Source organism: Lonepinella koalarum (assembly GCF_004565475.1).
Taxonomy (GTDB): domain Bacteria; phylum Pseudomonadota; class Gammaproteobacteria; order Enterobacterales; family Pasteurellaceae; genus Lonepinella; species Lonepinella koalarum.
Genome location: NZ_SRHX01000004.1, coordinates 98,557 through 120,384, shown reverse-complemented (window position 1 = coordinate 120,384; position 21,828 = coordinate 98,557). Strand labels below are relative to the sequence as shown.

Below are 21,828 nucleotides of genomic sequence, written 5' to 3'. Positions count from 1 at the left end.
TAATATAATCAATTAGCTTGTACTTGAGATTGTAACGTCACCATTTTTGAGATCAATTTACGTGCAGCTTGTTCTCGCATATCCGACCAAATCATTTCACGTTCAGAGGATTTGGCTAAGGCGGCTCGAGAATTATCAAAGAACGTACGACTTACTTTAGCTGAAATTGGGTAAGTTTGTTTATTTGCTAACTGTACACTTGCATCCACTTGCAACATCAACATTTTTTCCGCTTCGCGTCCTTGTTTAAATACGGATACCACTTCGTTATTGCTCGTCACTTTAGTAATACGTAATATTGGCACATCGGTTTGTTCTACTATGCGGATATTATTTGCTAGTAGTTGCTTACGCATTGCCATTGACATATCGCTGTATGGATCGCTACTTTCAAATTTTAAAGTACGTAATTCTTGTGGAATCAGCTCACCATTTTGAAAGTGAAATCCACATGCGGTTAACACGGAAATACTCAGCATTAAAAATGCTATTTTAATTTTTTTGAACATTTATTTATTCCTATTTACAAATGATATTAAATAAAATACTCGCTTTTTCTTTGACATTCGCTACTGCCAAGGCTTTGCCTTGTTGTTGCTCATCTTGTTTCATTCGTTGTTGCAACTTGGCATCACTGCCTGTAAAACTCGCATTATAGCCTATTTCTTGTGGTGTTTGCTTACTTTGTAAATTAACGTCAAGCAGTGCGGTGTAAAAATCAGTAAAACTGTTTTGCGGATAATAATTGGTTGTCATCAACAAATTTACTCCATTTTTGCCATTAAAGTCCTTACAAATCTCGCTGTTAGCGGTGAATTTTGCGTGGCTTAAGCGCATTCCACCAAATTCGTAAAAGTCAAAATCTTTTGCTTTCGCCAGCGTTTGTACATCTTCAGCTTGATAAATATTAAGGGATTTGTCATTGACAAGGAAAATGGTGGCAATGGCATAATGGTTATTGAGCTGCCCTAATGGGAATATTTCGCCCAAGCGTTTGACAGTTTTTGTTTCCCCAAAGGGAATGGCTAAATTAGCAAAGTGGCGTTCAGTAGGTTGTGATTCTTGTGATTTATCAGTGTGTTGTTCTGTGAGCGTAACAAAAGACACTTCTTTCACCGCACCATCAATATCTTTATAAGGTCGCCAATTCAATTGCTTCGCATCATTAGCACAACCGATTAACAAGGATGAGAGTAAGATCATTACCGATAATTTAGCCAATGTCATGTTCATTTCTCGTTGGTTAACGGGAGGACATATAGGTCCGCCCCTACAAAGACTATTTCGCCACAAAACTAAACAATTTGCCTGGTACATAAATGGTTTTTACCACATTTAAACCAGCCAAGAATTTTTGTACGTTTTCATCTTGTAATGCCACGGCTTTAATGTCCTCTTCTGCCATATCTGCTGGCACGGTGATTTTGGCACGCACTTTACCATTCACTTGTACCACCACCAATTTTTCATCTTCGATCATCGCTTGCTCATCTGCAACAACCCAAGGGGCAAAATCAATAGCATTTTCATTGCCTAAATCTTGCCAAAGTTGGAAACAAATATGCGGCGTGATGGGATAAAGCATGCGTACTACGGCATTTAAGGCTTCCGCCATTACTGCACGATCTTGCTCACTGTCTAACGGAGCTTTGGTGAGTTTGTTCATCAATTCCATCACCGCCGCAATCGCCGTATTAAAGGTTTGACGGCGACCAATATCATCGCTGACTTTGGCAATGGTTTTATGCACATCACGGCGTAAGGCTTTTTGGTTGGCTGAAAGTGCGGTGCTTTCCACCGCAGTTTTGGCTGGATTTTTGTTATATTCAAATACCAAATTCCATAAACGGCGTAAGAAACGGTTTGCTCCCTCTACGCCTGATTCTTGCCACTCTAAGGTCATTTCCGCAGGCGAGGCGAACATCATAAATAACCTCACCGTATCTGCTCCGTATTTTTCCACCATTTCTTGCGGATCAATCCCGTTATTTTTCGATTTCGACATTTTGGTCATGCCACTATGTACTAACTCATGACCCTCGTCATCAATGGCTTTGACAATACGTCCTTTTTCATCACGTTCAAGGGTAACTTTAGTCGGGCTGACCCAAATTCGCTCATTAGTTGGGCTGATATAATAGAATGCATCCGCTAACACCATGCCTTGACACAGCAATTTTTGTGCTGGCTCATCGGAACTCACCAAACCTGCATCACGCAATAATTTATGGAAGAAACGGAAATACAGCAAGTGCATAGTGGCGTGTTCAATGCCGCCGATATATTGATCTACAGGCAACCAGTAATTTGCTTCATCTGAATCCAACATGGCTGAATGGCATTGTGGGCTGGTGTAACGCGCATGATACCAAGAGGATTCCATAAAGGTGTCAAAGGTATCGGTTTCTTTTAACGCTGGTTTACCATTCAAGCTGGTTTTCGCCCAGTTAGGATCCGCTTTAATTGGGCTTTTCACCCCGTCCATTACCACATTTTCAGGTAACACGATTGGCAAATCTTCCAGTGGAGCTGGTACCACATCGCCATTTTCCAGGGTCAACATCGGAATCGGTGCCCCCCAATAACGTTGACGAGAAACCCCCCAGTCACGCAAGCGGTAATTCACTTGACGTTTACCTACGCCTAATTTTTCCAGTTTATCCGCAATACCGTTGAATGCCGCTTCAAATTCTAAACCATTAAATTCTTCAGAATTAACGAGTTTTCCGTGTTCGGTAAACGCCGCTTTGCTTAAATCGATTTCTTCACTGTTAGCTGGCTCAATCACTTGCTGAATTGGCAAACCATATTTAGTCGCAAATTCAAAATCACGCTGATCGTGAGCAGGCACCGCCATCACAGCCCCTGTGCCGTAGTGCATTAATACAAAGTTCGCCACCCAAATTGGCACAGGTTTGCCCGTAATCGGATGAATGGCGTTCAAGCCCGTTGCCATGCCTTTTTTCTCCATGGTGGCAAGCTCAGCTTCTGCCACTTTGGCATTTTTACATTCTTGGATAAACGCCGCCAATTCAGGATTATTTTGTGCTGCTCGTTCCGCTAATGGATGCCCCGCCGCTACAGCCATATAAGACACCCCGTAAAACGTATCTGGGCGAGTAGTATAAACAGCGACTATTTCATCAGAATTTTCGATCTTAAAGGTAATTTCCACCCCTTCCGAACGCCCAATCCAATTGCGTTGCATGGTTTTGACCATTTCTGGCCATTGCGGCAATGTTTCCAATCCGCCTAAAAGTTGTTCGGCATAATCGGTAATTTTAATAAACCATTGCGGAATTTCTTTTTGTTCCACAGGGGTATCACAACGCCAGCAACAGCCTTCGTGAACCTGCTCATTGGCAAGCACCGTTTCATCATTCGGACACCAGTTGACGGTAGAAGTTTTTTTATACACCAAGCCTTTTTTATACAACTCAGTAAAGAACCATTGTTCCCATTTATAATATTCAGGACGGCAAGTGGTGACTTCCCGATCCCAGTCAAAACCAAAGCCCAAATTTTTGAGCTGATTTTTCATATACTCAATATTTTCGTAGGTCCATTTGGCTGGAGCCGTTTTATTTTTCACCGCCGCCCCTTCCGCTGGCAAGCCGAACGCATCCCAACCCATTGGTTGCAATACATTCTTACCGTTCATGCGTTGATAACGAGACACCACATCGCCAATGGTATAATTACGCACATGCCCCATATGCAGGCGACCTGAGGGGTAGGGGAACATGGATAAACAATAATATTTCGGCTTGCTTTCGTCTTTAACGGCTTTAAAGGTTTTGTGGGTTTCCCAATATTTCTGCACTTCGCTTTCAATCAAATCGGGACGATATTGTTCTTGCATAGTTTTACCTTAAAATTTTTTAAAAAAGTACCGCACTTTTTACGGTATTGTTTTGATTTGGAAAATGCGTAATAGAATAGCGGAAAATGGGGGAAATTAACAGAAAAAAAGTGCGGTGAAAAAATCAAAAGCTTTTGATTTTTACACCGCACTTTTATTTAACCAAACGGGGTCCCCCGTCTGAACCGCCTTTGCGACTTGAAATTTTTAGGAAAAATCGCCTTGTCTGAGCGTAGCGAGTTGCGATTTTACCGTAAAGAAAATTTCAACCAAGCAAAGATAAACGGTGAAGTCGGGGGTGTGCTTTCTTTTGCCTACTTTTCTTTGCACAAGCAAAGAAAAGTACGGTCGCCATCGGCGAAAACCGATTTAAATTAGAACGAATATTTAAGTGTCGTATAATACGCCCGCCCAATCTCATTCGATTTACTCGCCGCACTATTGGTCACATTAATTCGTTTATTCAGAATATTGCTTACGCCAGCACGCACACTGAAATCACCCCATTTATAACCGACACTCGCCCCCCAAACACCATAGCTACCTAAGCGTTCTTGTACCACTGGGTTGTTGACATAGTGCATATAACGAACGTTGTTTGGACGAGATAACTGTTTACCGTAACGTGTATAAGTGGTGGCAAAATCAAGGTTATCAGTGGCTTGATAAGTCAGCGTTGAACTAATGGTGTATTTTGGCATTAAGCTCAATGGATTGCCGGTGGTTTTGTTGATACTTTTACGAATATAGGTAAAGTTGGTGGACAAATCCAATTTATCTGCCACTAATGGTAAATTTAAATATCCCTCAAGTCCCTCAACCGTAGCACGTGGAATATTATCCCATTTGTAAATCGCAGTATCCGCGGTTTCGCTTACCATAGCTTTTTCCCAGTTTGGATTTTTAACCGTAGCTAACACATTGGTATCTGCTTCAATTTTATTATGATAAGCATTGTGGTAATAGGTTAAACCGAGTTTATAACCCTCTTGGTTATGCAGCTCAAAACCGATTTCTTTGTTAAAACTGGTTTCAGGTTTAAGATCTTTATTCCCCACTGTATAACAAGAACCCACATCCGCTAAAGCCTGACCATTGACAGGACAGTTATTTTGGCGGTTAGCTAGCACATAATTGGGGTTTGATTGATATAAATTTGGCGCTTTATAAGCTCGAGCTAATCCCCCTTTGAGGGTTAAATATGGATTAATATCGTGGCTAATATTTAGGCTTGGGCTCCAATTAGATTTTGACACAGTATGATAATCAAAACGCACCATTGGGGTAATGATTGTCCCTTGTTTGAAATCAATTACATCTTCAATAAATACACCGTATTCACTGGCACTGGTGTGACCATCACGATTACCTTGTGCAAGCCAAGGAATAGTACCTAATGAACCTACAGATGCAATGCTATCATTGACAAAATCGTAACTCGTAGAATCAGCATCATTTAATTTACTGTGATTAGCCTCAACACCAATAGTAAATTTATGATCACCATGCCATTCAAATGGGATAATCATTTCGTGGCTAAAACGATAGTTAGTTAATTTACTATCCACAAAATTGTGATTTTCCCACGTACCCTCGGTACCAAAACCGAGATAGACTGGGAATCGACTATTGACGGTTTTATCAAATTGGACGTAAGTTTTGTTCTCACCCCAAGACCATTTGCCTTCATGCGTTAACGCATAGGCTTGACGATAGACACGGTTAGTTTCTGCCCCTTGCATATCAAAGGTTGCACTATCAATACTGCCAGTATCCGATTCAGTATCGCCACCAGCATATAAATTACCTTGACGGCTATAACTAGCATCTAAGGTTAACACCTGATCTGGCGTGATTTTCCAGCTTAAACGACCAGCAATATCTTTATTACGAACCCCTTCACGAGCGGCATAATAGGTGGTAGAGGGGGAGCCATTACGCCCTACAGTAACAATGGGTGGATTAGCATCTAACGCGTCCTGTTTGGTTTTATTCCAACTCCCATATAAACGGAAACCTAACACATCTTGCACAATTGGACCGCTTAAATTAAAGGTTGCACGGTTGGTAGTACCAAATTTGCTATTTTCTGGTACGTTTAAACTATAAGTGACACTGCCTTTTAATTTATCAGTGATAGGTTTAGTTTTAATATTTACCACGCCACCCATGGCACCGTTACCATAGCGAGCCGCTTCGGTACCACGAATCACTTCAATGGATTCAATTTCTTCAATTGGCACCCATTTGCTGTCGCCTAAAGTGTTGCGACCATTGTTACGTCCATAACGAGCGGATTGACGAGAAGTCGCAGGTTTACCGTCAATTAAAATCAGTGTATTTTCTGCTCCCATACCACGTAAATCAATTTGGCGTTTATTACCATATTCCCCCGTGGCACTGCCTGAATTGTAAGTGACCCCCGGTTGATGGCGAATAATATCTGCTACATCATTCACTGCAGGTTGTTTTTCGATCGCTTGGCTAGTGACGATCGTTTTACCAAGTGACTGTATGGCTTGTGATGCGCTGGCTGAATGAGATGGATCTTCAGTGGTCACTGCAATGGTATCCAGTTGTTGGACAGCAGCACTAGCATAGCAAGACAGTAAAGCAAGGCTAAGTGTGGATAGATGGGTTGTTAATTTGTTAGGTGTTTTAAACATAAAATATCCTTAGGATTGGTTATATAAATAAATATATAATTTTACTCCAAATGACAGTTGTGTAAATAGCTATATAACGTTATTTATTCTTTAAGCTAAATCGGTTAAACTGGCACATCTAAACTTTAACAGCCTAAAACCCATGAAATACCGATTTTTTTTATCATTACTTATCGCTTTGATGCTATTAGGTATCCTTATTGCATTATCTATGGGGCGAATGCACATTCCTCTCGAAAATGTAATGAATACCTTACTTGGCAATAACCCCAATGAAGTGGAAAATAACGTAATCTTAATTCTAAGATTACCTCGAATTTTAACCGCACTTTTAGTCGGTGCAGGGCTTGCCATTGCGGGCGTAACCTATCAAGGTGTGTTTAAAAATCCGTTGGTATCGCCTGATATTTTAGGTGTATCCGGGGGAGCTTGTATCGGTGCATCTGTTGCTATTTTATTAGGCTTGGGATCGTTTTCCATTCAAATTTTGGCTTTTATCGGCGGTGTTGTTGCAGTGTCGCTCACCATGCTTGTTCCACTGTTAATGCGACGAGATAGCATGATTATTTTAGTGTTAGCAGGGATTATTGTCGGTGGTTTTATGGGGGCAAGCCTTGGGTTAATCAAATATTTAGCCGACCCCGAAACCCAGTTGGCGGATATTGTCTATTGGTCAATGGGGAGCTTAACCAAATCCAATTTCAAAAATCTCACCGCCTTTTCGCCAGTGATGATCATCACTGCCTTGGTTTTATTATTACTTCGTTGGCGAATTAATTTGCTTTCATTGGGCGAACAACAAGCCAAACTGATTGGGGTAAATATCAAAATGGAACGCAATGTAATGATTTTATGTTCCACCTTGCTGACGGCTTCAGCCGTGTGTTTAAGTGGTACGATCGGTTGGATTGGCTTAGTCATTCCCCATTTGGCGCGGCTGTTAATTGGTGATGATAATATTAAGACCCTGCCATTAGCCGCCTTAATTGGGGCAATCTTTCTGTTATTGATCGATACCTTGGCGAGAAACCTTTATACAGAAGAAATTCCACTGGGGATTTTAACGGGCTTTATTGGTGCACCGTTTTTCGCATGGGTGCTAGTGAAACAGCGAATGGTGAAATAAGTGCGGTGCAAAAATGTTAAAAATTAAAAACTTATCCTTTCATCATGCCAAACAAGCGAGCTTGTTACAACATATCAATTTGCATGTAAAGCAAGGGGAATTGCTCACTATTCTGGGGGCGAACGGCACAGGAAAATCTACTTTATTGAACTGTATCGCAGGACTGTTGCAACCAAAGTGCGGTGAAATTTTATTGAATAATCAGAATCTTGCGGAATTAAGTCACAAGGAAATTGCCAAACATATTGCTTATGTCTCGCAACAACCACCAGAAACCTATCAATATGCTGTACGTGATTATGTGGTGCTAGGGCGAGCGGTGCATTTAAGTTTATTTGATCAACCGAGCGAACAAGATTTTGCTCTGGTGGATGACGCCTTAGCAAAATTAGGGATTTCGCATTTAAGCGACAAAATTTATATGCAACTTAGTGGCGGTCAGAAACAGTTGGTGAATATTGCCAAAATTCTGGTACAGCAACCGCAACTCATTTTATTTGATGAACCCACTTCTGCCTTGGATTACGGTAATGTATTTAAAACCTTAACGCTGATTAAAGAACTGGCGGAACAAGGCTTTTCCATCATTATGACCACCCACAACCCCGATCACCCGATGTTATTACAAAGCAAATTGCCCGACAGCTTAGTCGCCATTTTAACCGACCAAGGCAAACTCCAAGTGGGGAAAACCCTTGATATTATTACGGAAAAAAATCTCACTGCACTTTACCAAACGGATTTGCGAATGGTGGATGTGGCGGAACTCAATCGAAAAATTTGTGCAATTAAATCAATCTAAGATAAGGGCGAATGGATGTTGTGGCTTCCATCGCCTTTAATAAATTGGTGAAAGAAAAATTATCGGGTAAAATAAAACTATTCGTTGAATAATGCCAACAATCGGGACACCATAATGATCAATCAATCAATCAATCAATCAATCAATCAATCAATCAATCAATCAATCAATCAATCAATCAATCAATCAATCAGCATTATCTAAACTTTTAAATCACTATCAACAACATTCTCTCACTGAACGAGAAAAAGGCACGTATTTTGAAAATCTCGTTCAAATCTATTTTAAAAGTGAACCTGCTTACGCCAGCCAATACGAAGAAGTTTTAACATTCAAAAACTGGGCAGAAAAATTCTTTCCCGATATTCCTTCCAACGACACGGGGATTGATCTTGTTGCGGTAACCTTCACTGGCGAACATCACGCCATTCAATGCAAAAATTATTCGGCAGATCATCGGATTCAAAAAAGCGATATTGACAGCTTTTTCACTGCGTCGGGCAAAAGCTATTTTAGCCAACGAATTATTGTGGCGACCACCGATCATTGGACGGATAACGCCGAAAAATCCTTAAGCGATCAAAATCCGCCCGTGAATGTGATTGGGCGGAGCGATTTGGCAAATAGCGTGATTGATTGGGCGAAATATCTCGAACATAACAAAATTGAATTTAAGCCAAAAAAATCGCTACGTTCGCACCAACAAACGGCATTAAAACAAGTCATTGCTGGCTTGCAAACCGCCGATCGTGGCAAGCTAATTATGGCGTGTGGTACGGGCAAAACCTTTACTTCGCTGAAAATTGCCGAAACGCTGGCAGGCAATGGCAAAACCGTGTTGTTCCTTGTGCCAAGTTTGGCGTTGTTGCAACAAACTTTAACCGAATGGACGCAAGAAGCCGAGCTGCCATTGCATAATTTTGCGGTCTGTTCCGATTCCGATGTGGGCAAGCAAAAAGGCAAAGCGAATGATGATTTGGTGGTGATGACCACCCACGAGTTAAATTTCCCTGCCACCACTAACGGCAAAAATCTTGCCAAGGCTTTTTTAAAACATCAAACCCGTGATCCCAATGCGATGACGGTGATTTATTCTACTTATCATTCCATTGACGCGATCAAAGAAGCTCAACTCCACGGCTTGCCTGAAATCGATCTCGTGATTTGCGATGAAGCCCACCGCACCACGGGGGCAACCTATGAGGGCTATGATGATTCCGCTTTTGTGCGGGTACATCACAATAATTATATTAAAGCCAAAAAACGCCTGTATATGACCGCTACGCCACGTATCTATACCGCAGAAGCCGAAGAAACGGATGGCGTAAAAGATCTCTATTCTATGAATAAGCCTGCCATTTATGGCGAAGATTTACACGTGATCAGCTTTTCCACCGCCGTCAAACAACAATTATTGGTCGATTACAAAGTGATCGTTCTGGCGGTGGAAGAAGCGCATATTAACCGCCGTTTGGAAGCCCTTTTATCCCGCGAAGATAACGAAATCAAAGTCGATGATGCAGCGAAAATTGTCGGCTGTTGGAAAGCCTTATCCAAATATGGGATTCAAAAAAATGCGGACGATTCGCCGATGAAACGGGCGGTGGCGTTTTGTCAAGTGATTGAAAAAGACTACAAAGGCAACAAACACAAAGTCAGCTCCAAAGCCATTGCCGAGATGTTTGATATTGTGGTGTCTGCTTATCAAGAAGAAGAAAAAGCCGATTTATTCGCCAATGATCCCAATGCGATTTTAGATCAATCCCTGTCGCTGAAATGCGAAGCTGAACACGTGGACGGCTCAATGAACGCTGGTGAAAAATCGAGCCGTATTGAATGGCTGAAAGCAGAAACCGATGCCAACACTTGTCGCATTTTGTCGAATGTGCGTTGTTTATCGGAAGGGGTCGATGTGCCAGCCTTAGATGCAGTGCTGTTTTTAACGCCACGCAATTCGCAGGTTGATGTGGTGCAATCGGTCGGGCGTGTGATGCGTAAAGCCGAAGGTAAAACGCAGGGCTATATTATTTTGCCCGTGGTGATTCCCACAGGCGTAGATCCAAGTGAAGCGTTGGATAATAATCAAAATTACCGTGTGGTGTGGGAAGTGTTGCAGGCGTTGCGTTCACACGATGACCGCTTTGACGCGATGATTAACAAAATGGAATTTGACGGGGCGGCGAAAGATAAAATCGAAGTGATTCACTATGTGGATAGCCTGTTTAAAAAACCAAGCAAAAAACAGCAAGCCAATGCCAAAAAACACAGTAAATCAGGGCGTGGGCAGAACAGTATTGGCGAAAAAGACACCAGTTTTGCCCCCGAACAGCTGGATTTAGAATATCACGTGGGCGAAATTGAGCGGGCATTGGTGGCGAAAATCGTCAAAAAATGCGGTAACCGCTTACATTGGCAAGAGTGGGCGGATGATGTAGCGAAAATTGCCAATACGCATATTGACCGTATTCAAGCGATTCTCGAAAACCCTGCCAACACGCTTGAAAAAGCCACCTTTAATGCGTTAGTGGCAGAATTGCGTGATGATTTAAATTCGGCGATTAGCGAGCAGGAAGTGATTGAAATGTTAGCTCAACATTTAATCACCAAGCCCGTATTTGATGCCTTATTTGCCAACGATAATTTCACCCAGCACAACCCAATGTCGCAAGCGTTGCAAAGTGCGGTGGAAATTTTGGATAAAAAAGGCTTAAGTGCCGAAACCAAACAGCTGGCGGATTTCTATGACAGTATTCAAAATCGCATTAGTAATATCAATTCGCCCGAAGGCAAGCAGAAAATTATTAAAGAGCTGTATGATAATTTCTTTAATCAGGCCTTTCCGAAAATGGCAGAGCGGCTAGGCATTGTTTATACGCCTGTGGAAGTGGTGGATTTTATTATTCATAGCGTGGAAGCGGTGTTAAATCAGGAATTTAATGCCAGTTTGGCGGATAACGGCGTACAAATTCTCGACCCATTTACGGGAACAGGCACATTTATTACCCGATTATTACAAAGCGGCATTATTCCGCCTGAAAAATTGCCCGAAAAATATAATGAAATTCACGCCAATGAAATTGTATTGCTGGCATATTATATTGCGGCAATCAATATTGAATCGGTGTATTACGCTTTATTAGAAAAATTTGCACATTCATCAAAAAATTTACTCACAATCCCTGACGGGGATTGTTCGGGGCTTAGCCCCCGTTCGCAAGCGAACGTTCAAAATTCCTCTCGGAATTTTGTGACCGCATATCAGCCATTCAACGGCATTTGTTTGACCGACACTTTCCAAATGGCAGAAAAAGGCGATTTAGTCGATGATATTTTAGTGGAAAACTCAAAACGCCGTAAAACCCAAATGGATTTAGATATTCGCGTGATTATCGGCAATCCGCCGTATTCCGCAGGGCAAGAAAGTGCCAATGATAATAATGCGAATGTGGCGTATCCGAAACTCGATGAAAAAATTCGCAGCACTTATGCGGAATATTCCACGGCGACCAATAAAAATGGTTTATACGACAGCTATATTCGTGCCATTCGCTGGGCAAGCGATCGCATTATTGATAATGGCGTAATTGGTTTTGTAACCAATGGCGGTTATTTGGAATCCAATTCCGCAGACGGTTTACGCAAATGTTTAGCGGAAGAATTTAGCTCGCTGTATATTTTTCATTTGCGGGGTAATGCTCGTACCTCTGGCGAACGCCGCCGTAAAGAAAAAGACAATATTTTTGGACAAGGTACTCGCACGCCGATTGCCATTGCAATCTTAGTTAAAAACAAAAGTGCGGTAAAAAACGGGCAAATTTTTTTCCACGATATTGGCGACTATTTAAGCCAACGTGAAAAATTAGATATTATTGCCGATTTCAAAGATATTCACGGCATTTCCAAAGCCAATGGCTGGACGCAAATTATTCCCGATCAATTTAATGATTGGTTAAATCAGCGTGATGTGAATTTTGATAATTATATTTTGCTTGGTACAAAAGATAAGGGAAATAAAGAACACGTTGTTTTTTCTAATTATTCTGCTGGTTTACAAAGCAATAGAGATGCGTGGGTTTACAATTTTTCTCACAGTGAAATTATAAATAATATGCAACATATGGTTGCTTTCTATAATGATGAATTAGAACGTTTTAATTCATCAGATAAACAATTATCAGCAACAGATTTTTGTAGCGAAGATCCAACAAAAATCAGTTGGTCTAGTAGTTTATTGGCTAAATTTAGCAATGGAATAAAAGCAAAATTTGATAAAAATGCAATAAGAACAGCTTTGTATAGACCATATACTAAAAGCCTTTTGTATTTTGATTCAATGTTTAATCATCGTCCGTATCAAATCCCCAAACTATTCCCAACCGCCAACGTTGAGAATGAAGTGATTTATCTCAGCGGAATTGGCAATTCAGGCAAACCATTTTCAGCGTTAATAGTTGATGTTATTCCTGATTTAAATATGCAACATTCAGGCGGTCAAGGTTTCCCACTCTATCTCTACGAACCCATTTCAGCGAACGAACAGGAAAGCGATTTATTTTGCACTTCGGGCGAAAAAAATGATCGCATATTTGACGGCTATCAGCAAAAAGAGGCGATTAGCGATGAAGCGTTAAACCATTTCCAAGCGGCATATCAAGGAGAAAATATTAGCAAAGAAATGATTTTCTACTATATTTACGGCTTATTGCATAGCGAAGAATACCGTGAAAAATACGCCGATAATCTCAGCAAACAGTTGCCACGCATACCGTGCGTGAAACGCTTTAGCGATTTTGTGGCGTTCGAGCAAGCAGGGCGAAAATTAGCCGAGTTGCATTTAAACTATGAAAGCGTGCCGATGTATGACGGCGTGGAACTTAGCGGCGGATTGCGTATTGAAAACGATAAAATTATCGGCGGAGCAGACAGCGATTTTTATGTGGAAAAAATGAAATTCGCCAAAAAAGACGACAAAACCAAGCTAATTTATAACCATAAATTCCGCATTGAACACATTCCCGAAATGGCTTATGAATACGTGGTCAACGGCAAGCCTGCGTTGGAATGGGTCATCGAACGCCAAAGCGTCAAAACCGACAAAGCCAGTGGCATTGTCAATAACGCCAACGATTGGGCGATTGAGACGATGAATAACGCCCGTTATCCAATGGAATTGTTTTTAAGAGTGGTGAATGTGAGTTTAAAAACGGTGGAAATTGTGAAAGGATTGCCGAAGTTGGAGGTTTAATCGGTAAAGTGCGGTGGAAAATCGAAAACTTTTCAATTTTTCATCGCGCTTTTAATATATAAAGCTATATAACGTGGTATGCTTAATCAAAGTTATTAAATACGTTATATAAGGACAACAAATGAAATTAAAAAAATGGCTACTTGCCACCGCACTTTCCCTTAGCTTAACGGCTAACCTTGCTTTGGCGAAAACCATTACGGACGTCAAAGGGAAAAGCGTAGAAATCCCCGATCAAGTGGAGCGTGTGGTGGATTTATGGCATGCCAACAATCAAGTGGTATTGTTGCTTGGCGGAGCGGATAAATTAGTTGGCACGACGAACATTATTAAATCCAATCCATGGTTTAATTTGGTCTATCCAAATATTAAAAACGTGCCAGCCATTAACAGCCAAAACAGCACGCAACTAGAAGAACTTATCGTGGCAAAACCCGATGTAGTGTTGGTGTCCAATAAACCTGCTCAAGAAGAAGTGGAAAAAGCAGGCTTGAAAGCCTTGTTAATTGGTTTTCAGAATTTTGATGGTTTAAAAAACACCGTACGCATTACGGCTGACGTGCTTGGTGACAAGGCACCAGCCATTGCGGAAGATTACATCAAAGAATTAGAGGCGAATATTGCGTTGGTGAATGAGCGTTTAAAAGATGTACCACAGGAAAAACGTCCTACGGTGATCCATATTTCCAATGGCTCAAATTTATATAAAATTGACGGTGGTCGTTCGATTATTGGCGAATGGGTAAAGCTCGGTGGCGGTCGTAATGCCTTTGAAGATCAAGCTAATTTGGTCGAAGTGAGTGTAGAAGATGTGCTAAAAGCCAATCCTGATGTAGTGATTGTGGGCAGTCAGAATGCAGATAAAGCGGTAGAGCAAATTAAACAAGATCCGTTGTGGGTGAGTGTGAGTGCGGTGAAAAATAACCGAGTTTTCGTTAATCCAACAGGAACTTTTCCGTGGGATCGTTACAGTGCCGAAGAGGCCTTGCAAATTTTATGGGTAGCGAAGTTATTGCATCCCACCTTATTTGAAGATATTAATATGGTGGCAAGAACCCAACAATTCTATAAAAAATACTACGATTACGATCTGAGCAAGGAAAATGCGGAGCAGATTTTAAAGGGACAGGATCCTGTAAAATAATCAGCCAAAAAGTGGTTTGAGCGGATTTAAAGTCTAGCTATTCAATTAAGGGTTAAGTTTGGTGTTATACGAAATTTAATCCTTAATTTTATTGGAGATATATGAGTTATTTCCCCAATAAAAAATTTTGCAAAATTTCTGCGGTAAATTCTTTGCGTAAATAAAATCCTAATGGCAAGGTATCAATCATTTCACCATTTTTACCAATGCCTTTGGTGATTGCTCGACTATTTGCACCTTTGGGGCGGAGTTGTAATACATCACCTAATGTTCCATTAATTTGTGCGACTTTACCGAGTACAATGTAATCCATTAATTCTTCCCAATCTCGGCGTAATTGCTGCTCTTGCCGTGAGTTTGGTTGCCACAAAATTGGGCTACCGATATAACGCTCGGCGAGTGGAATTTGACGTTCGCCTTGCACGGGAATCCATAACACTTTGCTCAGTTTATGTTTAACGTGTGAATGTTGCCAATCTACACCTGAATTTTGTACTAACGGAGCAAGGCTGACAAAGGTGGTTTCTAGTGGATAACCGTTTGAATTAATTGGAATGGTTTTTAACTCAATACCTAAATGAGCAAAATCTTGTTCAGGTTTACTGCCCGCTTTTGCTCCTAAAGCCGTTTCGATTAATTGACCTACCCAACCTTTATCTCGTTTTAAATCAGGGGGAACAATAATGCCTAGTTCTTCCGCCAATTCGGCAAAGGTTAAGCCAGCAATAGCATTGGCTCGTTGCAAAAGTGCTTGTTCAGTTTGTGGACTGTTGATATTTCTCATCTTAAAGTGCGGTGTATTTTTTCAATAATTTTTGTTTAACATATTCGACACCCTTATTGACATAAGGGATCTGTTCTAAATCTAATAAATAGCGTTTGGTGGGTAAGCCACCACCGAACCCCGTTAATTGTCGATCCTTGCCTAACACACGATGACAAGGAATAATGATGCTGATCGGATTGCGTCCCACTGCACCACCCACTGCTCGTACTGCTTTAGGGTTATTTATCTGTTGAGCTAATTCACCATAGCTTAACTTTTTGCCATAGGGAATCTGACGTAATGCTTGCCAAATTTGTTGTTGGAATGGTGTACCTTGTGGTGCTAACGGAATCTGTGCAAAGGTTTCTGGTTGACCTTGAAAATAACGTTCAAGTGCGGTGCAAATTTGTTGAAAAATGGCTAAATCAGGTTGATAGTGCCAGTTAGGATTGGGGGCAATTTGTTCAAGCTCAAAGTCTAAATGGGTGAGCCGATCATTTTCCGCTAAGATTAATAGTTTGCCAATGGGAGAAGCGTAATAGCAATAGTCGATCATGGTGATTCAATAAAAAAGGGCGTAAAAGTTACGCCCGATTATATGCTAATTTGTGATCAATTAGAAACGATAGTTTAAGTTTAAGCCGTAAAGGTTGGCAGTGGCTTTTACTTTTATGTCACTTACAATACCTGAATTCGGTTCCACTTCTTTAAAACTATTGTTTGAACCGCGTAAATGAGCAAAACCAACATCCACAGAAAGATCTGGTGTGAAATGATAAGTTGCCCCTAGACTGTACCACATACGGTCAGTATCTGGAATTGAGATAGAGTGGTAGTCATTGGCAGCCGTTTCATCATACGCAATACCCGCACGTACGGTTAACGCATCAGTTGCATGATAAGTAGCACCGATTGCTAAACGAGAGCTATCACGGAAATTTTCAGTTTTTTGAAATAATTCTTTACCAGAAGCGCCTACCGCACGTAATTCTTTAAATTTAGACCACTCGGTATATTTCCAGCTATAGTGGAAAGCAAGTTTATCGGTAACTTGATGGAAACCAGAGAACTCCCAGTAGGCTGGTAATGGTAAGGTTAATGAACCGGATTCATTTCCCTTTGAACCTAAAAAGACATTACCTGCATCGCTATATTGTCCATCAAAATCAATATCAATTTTAGAATGGTAAGCTAAACCAAAACGGCTACTTTCTGTTACTTGCCACATTAAACCCGCATTCCAACCAAAACCCCATTCTGTTCCTTCAATTTTACGAATAACTGTCGATGCGGGGCTTGCCGCTGCTAGTGCGGCATACGGTGTCCCTGCTAGGGTCGTGTTTGCGACAACATTACCTAAGGTACCCGCTCGACGTTCAATCACTGCATCAGCATAAACCGCATTAACACCTAAACCCAAAGCAAGATTATCTAGAATTTTATAAGAACCGCTTAAATTAAAGTTTAATGCCGTTAAGTCTGTTTTTCCTGCGAGATAACCAGCGTTGTAGTTATCATCGTATTCCGTTGCCAAGCCATAGTTAACATTTAATCCACCGCCTACAGCAAACTTATCGTTAAGCGGATAAACCGCATAAATATTAGGAACTAAAGCACTTTTAGCAATATCATGAGCATCCGCCGATTTGGCTAGTCCCGGGGTTGGGATAGTGCCTTGAGAAGTCATAATAGATGATGCTGTAGTACCATAAACATCAATATTCGGATCCACATAAATCGCACCCAGTGAAATTTCTGGTCGTTTAAATAAACTCATTAATGCAGGGTTAGTGGCTACCACGCCAGCATTATCCGCAATAGCGGCTTCACCCGCATAAGCACGACCTAAACCAGAAGTGGAGATTTCAGCTAATTGGAATGCAGCGGCGTTAGCTGCGCCAGTTGCTACTAACATAGCAGAAGATAATAAGGTTTTTGTAAAAAGATTTTTCATTGATTTTCCTAGAAAATTATTAACATAAGAGAAAAAAACAGTCGAATTCTAATGAACGCTAATAGATAGTTCAATCTTTTTTACCGATAAACTATCTGCTCAGACCAGTAGTAAAAAATCATATTACATCCTAAAATATTAGTGATAAACTCTGCTAAAACGATTTACTAAAGGAAAAAATATGTAGAGTAATGTAATGCAACGTATTGAGCAAACTAGTCGTTGTGGTTCAAAATCTAAAGCTAATGGTTTTTTGGACGGCGCTGAAAGTGCGGTGCAAATTTCACAATTTTTTACAACTCAACAAGATGCGGAACAGGCTTTACAATATTTTATACAACAAGCCAAACAAGTCGAAAGTGAACCTTGTGAAATTCACAGTGATATTCAACCAATAAAGCATGGTGTTGTACTCGATGTAAAAATTGTTTTTTGTTGTGAAGTAGAGGCTATCTTATTTCAGATGAAAATTTGATGTTGTTATAATTTTTTACCGTTTTTCATGCGAATTTGATCTAAAAATTTTTTCAAAAAATATTGTAAATTTTAAAATTATCGTGTTAAATCGGTATCAATTATAGGGTTTTTATTTCTAGGTTTTTATTATGTGTCAGTTATTAGGGATGAATTGCAATACGCCAACAGATATTGTGTTTTCTTTTGAAGGTTTTCGCCGTCGTGCCGGTTTAACCGATAGTCATTCGGATGGTTTTGGCATCGCTTTTTTTGAAGGCAAGGGAGTCCGTGTTTTTCGGGATAATCGTCCCGCTTCATTATCACCGATCGGTGATTGCGTTAAGCAATATGACATTAAGTCATTAAATGTGATTGCGCATATTCGTAAAGCAACCCAAGGTAGTGTAGATATTGAAAATACTCATCCTTTTATTCGTGAAATTTGGGGTGAAAATTGGGTATTTGCGCATAATGGTAATTTGCATGATTTGCCAGATATGACAGGACGTTTTTGCCAGCCAATTGGCTCAACAGATTCCGAAGCCGCATTTTGTTATATGGCAGAATTCTTAAAAAGACGTTTTTCTCGTAAACCGGTGGAACAAGAAATTTTTGCCGCTGTACAAGAAGTAACGGAATTTTTAGCCCAACATGGTACCTTTAATTTTATCCTATCGAATGGCGAATGGATGATAGGACATTGTGCCACAAATCTTCATTATCTTACTCGCCAAGCGCCTTTCGGTAAGGCTCAACGGATTGATGATGAAAGCGTGATTGATTTTAATGATTATGCTAAAGATGGTGACAAAGTGACCATTATTGCTACTTTTCCGTTAACCAAAGATGAAAAATGGACCAAAATGCTTAGTGGTGGTTTTGTATTTTTTAAAAATGGTGAAAAAGTCAAAGAAATTATTGGTGTTGAAAAAGCCATTATTGATGATGGTACTTTGGGAGATCGTATAGTGAATGATTGTTCATAATTCTGTACAGTTACTCCGTAACATGCGTGACCCTACATGAAAGTGTAGGGTTAATTGTATGGCTAAAAAATGAACTACTTTTATTTGTTTTCTTGTGATTTCATATTTTACTTTAGTTCATCGATCTATCTCGTTGAATATTAACAATAAAATATCATAATTTAATTAACTGATGAGAGTTCTTCTGTTTTATTATTGAACCAGTCACAATTTTATCCACAGTGAGATGGAATAAACCTTTTGATTGTGTTTAATTTCATCAATGGTGTAAAGCTATACAGGAACAATTTGTGTATTGTTCTGTGGAAAAGTGCGGTGTAATTTTTTTATTATTTTTTATGCTTAAGCTTTAAACAAAAATCAAAAATACCTTGTTTAATAAAACATTGTTGGTATTTAAACAGGGTTATTTTGCATTATGCAATGGTTTTGTCTGATTTATACACAGAGTTATGCACAATACTAATAAAAGAGTCTTATAAAGATAAAAATCCATATAATGTTGGCTAAAATCCCAGATTGTGCCATAATTCCACACTATATTTTAGATCAAAATAATTAAGGGTAAACGATAGTGATCGATTCCGATGGCTACCGTCCGAATGTTGGCATTGTCATTTGTAATCAAAATGGACAGGTGCTGTGGGCAAAAAGGTACGGACAGAATTCGTGGCAATTTCCGCAAGGGGGGATCAATGATAATGAAACCCCTGAGCAAGCAATGTATCGTGAATTGTATGAAGAAGTGGGTTTAAGCAAGAAAGATGTGCGTATTGTTTGTTCGTCAAAACATTGGTTACGTTATAAATTGCCGAAACGCTTATTACGTCATGATAGTAAGCCTATGTGCATTGGACAGAAACAAAAATGGTTTTTGTTGCAGTTGATGATTGATGACCAGAGCATTGATATGAATTGTAGTAAAATCCCAGAATTTGATGGTTGGCGTTGGGTGAGTTTTTGGTATCCCGTACGTCAAGTGGTGTCATTTAAACGTGAAGTGTATCGTAAAGCCATGAAAGAATTTGCTTTGGTCTTATTTGATCCAAACAAAACTGAGGTATTATTGAGGCAAAAAACACCGCATTTAAAAGTTGAACAGGTTAGCCTAAAAGAGAAAGCAAAAGAAATGCTGAATCATTCTCCTTATTATCATAAATCTCAACAGAAAACCAAGAAAAAACGGAGATATTAAAATGCTTGAGTTTTTATTAATTTGCCTTGTGGTGGGCTGTGTAGTCGGTTTTTTAGCCGGCTTATTTGGTATCGGTGGCGGTTTAGTGATTGTGCCGGTGTTAGTGTATTTATTGCCTATGATGGGTATTCCCGATCATATGCTGATGTCGGTGGCATTAGGCACATCATTTACCACGATTATTATTACGGGAGCATCTTCCGCCTATAATCATTATAAATCAGGTAATATTATTTGGTCATCCTTAAAAGTTTTTGCGCCGTCTATTATGGTAGCAACCTATTTAGCCAGTTTTTTTGTCAGCCAGCTACCTAAAGCCTATTCCAGTAAAATTTTTGCTTGTTTGGTGGTATATTTAGCGGTCAAAATGATATTGTCAGCTAAATCCAAAATGCAAAATAAACCGTTGACGACGCAGTCAGCCATCATCGGCGGAGGATTGATTGGCATTGCGTCCAGCTTTGCCGGTATTGGTGGCGGTGGTTTTATTGTGCCATTTTTGAACGCTCGTGGTTATGAAATGAAACAAGCCATTGGTTCGTCTTCGTTTTGTGGTATGTTATTGGCTATTTCTGGTTCATTAAGTTATATTTCAAGCGGTTGGAATCTAGACAGTATGCCAGAATGGTCGTTAGGTTATGTTTATTTACCTGCGGTATTAGGTATTACTTTAACATCCATGTTTACCACCAAATTAGGTGTGACGGTAACCAATCGTTTACCTGTTGTTACGTTAAAACGTTGTTTTGCGGTATTTTTGATTTTTGTGGCATTAAAAATGTTTATTAACTAATTTAAAAAGGAATTTATGCACGATTTTATTCATTTACCCTATATTGATCCCGTTGCTTTTTCGCTTGGTCCTCTTAGTTTACATTGGTATGGGGTTATGTATTTATTGGGCTTTGGTTTTGCCTATTGGCTCGGTATGCGACGGGTAAAACATTCCCCCGATGAATGGAATATGGATCAATTTGATCAGCTGTTATATAGCTGTTTTGCGGGCGTGATTTTAGGTGGACGGATTGGCGATGTATTTTTCTATAGCTTTGATAAATTTCTACAGGATCCACTCTATTTATTCCGTATTTGGGAAGGTGGAATGTCTTTCCATGGTGGATTAATCGGGGTGATTTTAGCCATGATACTCACATCAGTACGGCAAAAACGCAGTTTCTGGCAAACAGCTGATCTGATTGCACCACTCGTGCCATTTGGTTTAGGGTTAGGGCGTTTAGGTAATTTTATCAACAACGAACTTTGGGGGCGACCAGTAGAAAATCTAGATGCAGTGCCTTGGGCTATGTATCCTTATGGTTATCAAGGAAATATTCCATTGCATCCGTCTCAATTATACGAAGCCATTTTGGAAGGCGTGGTGTTATTTGTTATGTTAAATTTATTTATTCGTAAGCCACGCCCAATGGGGTCGGTGTCAGGGTTATTCTTGATTGGCTATGGTTGTTTCCGTTTCTTAGTGGAGTATGTACGAGAAATTGATCATCATGTTAATACTGCTCAAGATCTGATTACACGTGGACAGCTTCTGTGTTTACCTATGATTCTCGGTGGGGTGATTATTATGTGGTGGGCGTACCGTAAAAGTGCGGTGAAAAAATAGGGAGT

At 40.2% G+C, this 21,828-nt stretch carries 16 protein-coding genes; 9 read left to right on the top strand and 7 right to left on the bottom strand.

The features are described from left to right. Positions 1-8: 8 nt before the first annotated feature. From E0709_RS06725 to E0709_RS06710, 4 genes are all read right to left on the bottom strand, one after another. Positions 9-509: an LPS-assembly lipoprotein LptE gene (locus E0709_RS06725; protein WP_132302071.1), complete on the bottom strand. Its 501-nt coding sequence runs from the start codon at positions 507-509 to the stop codon at positions 9-11. 10 nt (positions 510-519) lie between these two features. Beyond that, a complete protein-coding gene (locus E0709_RS06720; protein ID WP_132302069.1) occupies positions 520-1,227 on the bottom strand; it encodes a DUF8095 domain-containing protein in 708 nt (235 codons plus the stop codon). 52 nt (positions 1,228-1,279) lie between these two features. Next, positions 1,280-3,862, bottom strand: a complete 2,583-nt coding sequence (gene leuS / locus E0709_RS06715) for a leucine--tRNA ligase (RefSeq protein ID WP_132302067.1) — start codon at positions 3,860-3,862, stop codon at positions 1,280-1,282. Positions 3,863-4,236: 374 nt separating this feature from the next. After that, entirely contained in the window at positions 4,237-6,528 is a 2,292-nt protein-coding gene (locus E0709_RS06710; protein ID WP_132302065.1) for a FepA family TonB-dependent siderophore receptor, read from the bottom strand. Positions 6,529-6,670: 142 nt separating this feature from the next. On the opposite strand from E0709_RS06710, the gene E0709_RS06705 reads away from it, so the two are divergent. The 4 genes from E0709_RS06705 (at position 6,671) to E0709_RS06690 (ending at position 14,845) form a co-directional block, all read left to right on the top strand. Continuing rightward, a complete protein-coding gene (locus E0709_RS06705) occupies positions 6,671-7,654 on the top strand; it encodes a FecCD family ABC transporter permease (RefSeq protein WP_132302063.1) in 984 nt (327 codons plus the stop codon). Positions 7,655-7,667: 13 nt separating this feature from the next. Next, entirely contained in the window at positions 7,668-8,456 is a 789-nt protein-coding gene (locus E0709_RS06700; RefSeq protein WP_132302061.1) for an ABC transporter ATP-binding protein, read from the top strand. A gap of 121 nt (positions 8,457-8,577) precedes the next feature. Then, complete coding sequence (locus E0709_RS06695; protein ID WP_341539174.1) at positions 8,578-13,701, top strand: DEAD/DEAH box helicase; 5,124 nt, start codon at positions 8,578-8,580, stop codon at positions 13,699-13,701. Between the two features lie 121 nt (positions 13,702-13,822). Beyond that, a complete protein-coding gene (locus tag E0709_RS06690) occupies positions 13,823-14,845 on the top strand; it encodes an ABC transporter substrate-binding protein (RefSeq protein WP_132302057.1) in 1,023 nt (340 codons plus the stop codon). A 106-nt stretch (positions 14,846-14,951) separates the two neighbouring features. Here the strand turns inward: E0709_RS06690 and mutH are convergent, their stop codons facing one another. The 3 genes from mutH to E0709_RS06675 are packed head-to-tail and all read right to left on the bottom strand — an operon-like array spanning position 14,952 to position 17,565. Next, complete coding sequence (mutH, locus tag E0709_RS06685; RefSeq protein WP_132302055.1) at positions 14,952-15,629, bottom strand: DNA mismatch repair endonuclease MutH; 678 nt, start codon at positions 15,627-15,629, stop codon at positions 14,952-14,954. Position 15,630: 1 nt separating this feature from the next. Beyond that, positions 15,631-16,173 carry a methylated-DNA--[protein]-cysteine S-methyltransferase gene (locus E0709_RS06680; protein ID WP_132302053.1) on the bottom strand — a complete coding sequence of 181 codons (543 nt, stop codon included), beginning with the start codon at positions 16,171-16,173 and terminating at the stop codon, positions 15,631-15,633. Between the two features lie 54 nt (positions 16,174-16,227). Then, a complete protein-coding gene (locus E0709_RS06675; protein ID WP_132302051.1) occupies positions 16,228-17,565 on the bottom strand; it encodes an outer membrane protein transport protein in 1,338 nt (445 codons plus the stop codon). A 196-nt stretch (positions 17,566-17,761) separates the two neighbouring features. Between E0709_RS06675 and E0709_RS06670 the strand changes: the two genes are divergently transcribed. The 5 genes from E0709_RS06670 (at position 17,762) to lgt (ending at position 21,823) form a co-directional block, all read left to right on the top strand. Then, positions 17,762-18,040 (top strand): YfcZ/YiiS family protein, encoded by a 279-nt coding sequence (locus tag E0709_RS06670; RefSeq protein WP_132302049.1) that lies wholly within the window; start codon positions 17,762-17,764, stop codon positions 18,038-18,040. 130 nt (positions 18,041-18,170) lie between these two features. After that, positions 18,171-19,007: a class II glutamine amidotransferase gene (locus E0709_RS06665; RefSeq protein WP_132302047.1), complete on the top strand. Its 837-nt coding sequence runs from the start codon at positions 18,171-18,173 to the stop codon at positions 19,005-19,007. Positions 19,008-19,581: 574 nt separating this feature from the next. Continuing rightward, positions 19,582-20,202 (top strand): RNA pyrophosphohydrolase, encoded by a 621-nt coding sequence (gene rppH, locus E0709_RS06660; RefSeq protein WP_132302045.1) that lies wholly within the window; start codon positions 19,582-19,584, stop codon positions 20,200-20,202. A gap of 1 nt (position 20,203) precedes the next feature. Then, positions 20,204-20,995, top strand: coding sequence for a sulfite exporter TauE/SafE family protein (locus tag E0709_RS06655; RefSeq protein ID WP_132302043.1), 792 nt, complete (start codon positions 20,204-20,206; stop codon positions 20,993-20,995). Positions 20,996-21,010: 15 nt separating this feature from the next. Then, positions 21,011-21,823, top strand: coding sequence for a prolipoprotein diacylglyceryl transferase (gene lgt / locus E0709_RS06650; protein WP_132302041.1), 813 nt, complete (start codon positions 21,011-21,013; stop codon positions 21,821-21,823). The last annotated feature ends 5 nt before the right edge of the window (positions 21,824-21,828 follow it).